This is a genomic window from Verrucosispora sp. SN26_14.1 (assembly GCF_004307965.1).
Lineage (GTDB): Bacteria > Actinomycetota > Actinomycetes > Mycobacteriales > Micromonosporaceae > Micromonospora.
Genome location: NZ_SISL01000478.1, coordinates 1 through 4,409, shown reverse-complemented (window position 1 = coordinate 4,409; position 4,409 = coordinate 1). Strand labels below are relative to the sequence as shown.

Genomic DNA, 4,409 nt, shown 5'->3' with positions numbered 1-4,409 from the left:
CCGCCACGGCGGGCGCGACCGCCGCCCAGGTCCTCCTCGACCTCGGCGGACAATCCGGCGCGGGTGCGCTCGGCGGTCGGCAGCGTGCCGGTCACCTCGGTCGAGATGTGCAGTTCGGTGTAGAGGTGCGGAGAGGTGTGGTAGGTCTCCTGCGGCTCGGGCATGTCCAGCCCGAGCGTCTTGTCGATGATCCGCCAGCGGGGCATGTCGTCCCAGTCGACGAAGGTCACCGCCACACCGGTCGCCCCGGCCCGGCCGGTACGGCCGATCCGGTGGGTGTAGGTGTCCTGGTCCTCGGGGCAGTCGTAGTTGATGACGTGGGTGACGCCGCTGACGTCGATGCCCCGGGCCGCGACGTCGGTGGCGACCAGAGTGTCGATCTTGCCGGCGCGGAAGGCCCGGAGGGCCCGCTCACGGGCGCCCTGTCCGAGGTCGCCGTGCACGGCCGCGACCGCGAAGCCACGGAAGTCGAGGTCCTCGGCCACCCGGTCGGCGGCCCGCTTGGTCCGCGTGAAGATCATCGTCAGGCCACGGCTCTCCGCCTGGAGGATCCGGGCCACGATCTCGATCTTGTTCATCGAGTGGGTGCGGTAGACCAGCTGCTCCGTCTGCGGGGACGGGCCGGTCTCGGCGGTGTGCCCGGCGTGGATCGTGATCGGGTGACGCAGGAACCGCCGGGACAGCGTCACGATCGGGTCCGGCATGGTGGCGGAGAACAGCATGGTCTGCCGCTCCTCCGGGAGCATCGCCAGGATCCGCTCGACGTCGTCGAGGAAGCCCAGGTCGAGCATCCGGTCGGCCTCGTCCAGCACCAGCGCGCGTACGCCGTGCAGGCGCAGGTGCTTCTGCTTGGCCAGGTCGAGCAGGCGGCCCGGCGTACCGACGAGGATCTCCACGCCCTTGCGCAGCGCGTCGACCTGCGGCTCGTACGCGACCCCGCCATAGATCGGGAGTACCCGGACGCCCCGGGTGCGGCCTGCGGCGGCGATGTCCTTGGCGACCTGGATGCCCAGTTCACGGGTGGGCACGACGACGAGTGCCTGCGGCACGCCGTCACTGCCCTCGCCCGGTGCGAAGACCCGCTCCAGCAGCGGTACGCCGAAGCCGAGGGTCTTGCCGGTGCCGGTCGGCGCCTGCCCGATCAGGTCGGCGCCGCGCAGGGCGATCGGCAGCGCGTACTCCTGGATGGCGAAGGCGCGGGTGATGCCGGACGCGGCCAGCGCGTCGACGGTCTCGGCGCGCGCGCCGAGCTCGGCGAAGGTCGGTGCCTCCGGTCGGACCGGGGCGGTCGGGGCCAGTTCCTGGCCGTCTGTGAGGTCTTGAATCGGCTCACTCATGTGGATTTGGGGGTGCCCTCTCGTGGGTGCGCCCCGTCATGTCCTCAGGGCGCGTTCGGTTTTGGCGCGGGCCACACGGTCGGCGGCAGAGATGCCGGGCGGACCGGGCCGCACGCGCGCCGTGGGTCGGACGTCGACCGGGTTGGATCTGAATCCGGTCGGGATCGGCGCCTACGGCAACTCGTCCATGTTACCTGAACGGGTGTGAAGCCGTCCCGATTCCAGTCCGGCAAGAGTCACCGGGAGGGCTTCTATGTGACCTGTATCACATGTATGTGGTCGGTGCTGCCTGGTCAGCCCGCCCGGTGACGCCTCGCCGAGCGCTCCCCGGGCGGCCGACGGCGGTAGCCTGCGCGGGTGTCCGCCCCCGCCGCGCCCGATCACGCCGTCGCCGACCTGCTCGGCCTGGTGGCCCTCGGTGAACTGCTCGCCTTCGAACGTCTGGCGGCCGATGCCCGGTTCGCCCCGGATCTGCGCCGTCGGGCCGCGTTGAGCGAGATGGCCGCCGCCGAGATCGCCAACTACCGGCGGCTGGCCGACCGGCTGGCGGTGCTCGGCGTGCCGGTGGAGGAGGCGATGGCGGCCTACGTCGAGCCGTTGCAGGGGTACCACGACTCGACCGAGCCCCGGGACTGGGCGGAAGCGGTCACCAAGGCGTACGTCGGTGACGGGATCACCGAGGACTTCCTCCGCGAGATCGCCGAGGCGCTGCGGGAGCCGGACCGGCGCCTGGTCCTGGACGTGCTGCGTGACTCGCGGTACGCGGAGTTCGCCGCCGCCGAGATCCGGCACGCCGTCGCGGCGGACCCGAAGGTCGCCGGTCGGTTGTCCATGTGGGCCCGGCGACTGGTCGGCGAGGCGCTGTCCCAGGCGGGCCGGGTGGTCGCCGCCGACCGGGGGACGTTGACCGCCCTGATCGTCGCGGACGGGCAGGCGGACGTACCCGGATTGTTCCGGCGGCTGACCGCCGCGCACACCGCGCGGATGGCCGCCGCCGGCCTCAACAACTGATCGTCAGCGGACGGTGAAGCCCACTGCCCGAGGGGACGCCTCGGCGATCTCGACGTAAGCGACCTTGCTGACCGGCACGATGACCCGCCGGCCCTTCTCGTCGGTCAGGGAGAGCGTGCCGCCCTCGTTCCTGGCCATCGCGTCGGTCACGATCTGCTCGATCTCGGCCGGCGACTGTGCGCTCTCCAGGACCAGCTCGCGCGGTGCGTACTGCACCCCGATCTTGACCTCCACTGTGCCTCCTCCGTCGGGCGAAATGGTCGCCGTGCGAAGGCTATCCGATCACAAGGTGCGAGTTCAGGCTGACTCACCTTGCAGCGGGAAGCTCGCGATGCCCCGCCAGGACAGCGCGGCCACCAACGCCTCCGCCTCGGCCTTGGGTACCTGCCGCCCGCGGGCCAGCCAGAACTGTGCCGCGGTCTCGGCGGCGCCGACCAGGCCGGAGGCGAGCAGCTCCGCATGAGCCCGGCTGACCCCGGTGTCCGAGATGATGGTGTCGGTGATCGCCGCGATGCAGCCCTGCTCGACCCGCTCCACGCGCTCCCGCACGGCCGGGTCGTTACGCAGGTCCGACTCGAAGACCAGGCGGAACGCCTCGCTCTCGTGGTCGACGAAGTCGAAGTACGCCCGTACGGACGCGCTGACCCGCTCCTTGTTGTCGGCGGTGCTCGCCATCGCGTCGTGCACCTTGGCGACGATTGCGTCACAGTGCGTGTCGAGCAGGGCGAGATACAGCTCCATCTTGCCCGGGAAGTGCTGGTACAGCACGGGCTTGGAGACGCCGGCCCGCTCGGCGATGTCGTCCATGGCCGCGGCGTGGTAACCCTGCGCGACGAATACCTCCTGAGCAGCGGCGAGCAGCTGCTTGCGGCGTGCCGAACGGGGCAGGCGGGTCGGCCTGCCGGTGGTCTGGGCGCCGTTCCCCACAGCGGTCATGGGAACCTCCGAGTCTGTAGACGGGCCGCATTTCGCCCGAACCGCTCAGGGCCGCCATGGCCCCGCGCGGAATTGGCCCGCCGCTGTAACTTATCGCCACTGTCGCCACACGGTAGCCTCAGCGGGGGCGACCAAGGAGCGCGCGGTGAGTGAAGCAGGGCAACCCGGTGCCGCCACCCCGGGAGAGCACGGCGACGGGACGGGTCAGTGGGATGACCTGGCCCGTTCCGGCAACGGGTGGGCACCGTCGGCGGCCGACTGGTCGTGGGGGGCGGAAGGTTCCCGCGACCTCGGCGCGCCCCGGCGTCACCCCGAGCCGCCCTCCGGTTGGGCGACCGCCTCACCACGCTACGCCGACCTGCCCGCTCCCGCCGGTGACCAGTCGGAGCCGGAACGCGCGACGCGCACGAACGGACACCACGTCAACGGCGTACACCCCGAGGACGAGTCGTCGGCCGGTCGACACACCCCGGTCAGTGCCCCGCCCGGCCTGCGTGAGTCGGGCCGTGACGCCGGTCACGACCGGATGGTGGTGCCGGCGCCACGTCCCACCCCCGCCGGCGAGCAGCCGGTGACCTCGACCGCCGGCCTGCCCACCTCGGCGCCGCCGGCCGTGCAGGTGCCGCCCGTCGGCACCGCCGCCTCCGGCTTCGAGATGCCGCCCGGCGTGCATGCGCCCACCGCCGAACGCCACGGGGACGATCCGTCCGCCGGCCGGTCGCGCGGCTGGGACGAGCCGTATCCGGCCGAGCCGACCGGTCCGTCCCACCCCGCCGCCGGTCCGTCCGGCGACCACGGTTACGCCGCCGACCAGGGCGGTGGATGGCCTCCGCCGAGTGCCGACCGGCGCGGTGGCTGGTCGGCGGAGGCAGACCCGCCGGAGGACGAGCAGCCGAACTGGGCCCGCTCCGGCCCGCCGAGTGACTGGGCGCCGTCCTGGGCGCGCGGCGAGGACGAGAGCGGCCGACGCGGGCGGGAGACCTCGGGGCAGGGCTGGTCCAGCGAACCGAGCCGGCCGTACGAGCCGGTCCGGGTGGAGCCGACCCGCCCCTACCAGCCGGTGCCGGTCGAGCGGCCCCGGCCGTACGAGCCGACCCGGCCGGAGGCGTCCGGGCCGCGTACCCC

The 4,409-nt window shown here is 72.6% G+C and carries 4 protein-coding genes and 1 pseudogene; 2 read left to right on the top strand and 3 right to left on the bottom strand.

Annotated features, from left to right (window positions below; all coding sequences use genetic code 11):
• The coding region (locus EYA84_RS27460) for a DEAD/DEAH box helicase (protein WP_131056707.1) at positions 1–1,337 on the bottom strand (1,337 nt) is incomplete at its 3' end.
• A gap of 357 nt (positions 1,338–1,694) precedes the next feature.
• Between EYA84_RS27460 and EYA84_RS27455 the strand changes: the two genes are divergently transcribed.
• Positions 1,695–2,348: a ferritin-like fold-containing protein gene (locus tag EYA84_RS27455; protein ID WP_131056705.1), complete on the top strand. Its 654-nt coding sequence runs from the start codon at positions 1,695–1,697 to the stop codon at positions 2,346–2,348.
• A 3-nt stretch (positions 2,349–2,351) separates the two neighbouring features.
• On the opposite strand, the gene EYA84_RS27450 is transcribed toward EYA84_RS27455, so the two are convergent.
• Complete coding sequence (locus EYA84_RS27450) at positions 2,352–2,582, bottom strand: DUF3107 domain-containing protein (RefSeq protein WP_131056703.1); 231 nt, start codon at positions 2,580–2,582, stop codon at positions 2,352–2,354.
• 63 nt (positions 2,583–2,645) lie between these two features.
• The gene (locus EYA84_RS27445; RefSeq protein ID WP_131056701.1) at positions 2,646–3,284 is read right to left on the bottom strand and encodes a TetR/AcrR family transcriptional regulator; all 639 of its coding nucleotides are present in this window, start codon (positions 3,282–3,284) and stop codon (positions 2,646–2,648) included.
• A gap of 145 nt (positions 3,285–3,429) precedes the next feature.
• Here EYA84_RS27445 and EYA84_RS27440 point away from each other — a divergent pair.
• A pseudogene (locus EYA84_RS27440) lies at positions 3,430–4,409 on the top strand (hypothetical protein); the annotation flags it as partial.

Coding starts and splice junctions, on each gene's coding strand:
- EYA84_RS27445 (WP_131056701.1), bottom strand. CDS start 3,284: ATGACCGCTGTGGGGAACGGCGCCCAGACCACCGGCAGGCCGACCCGC.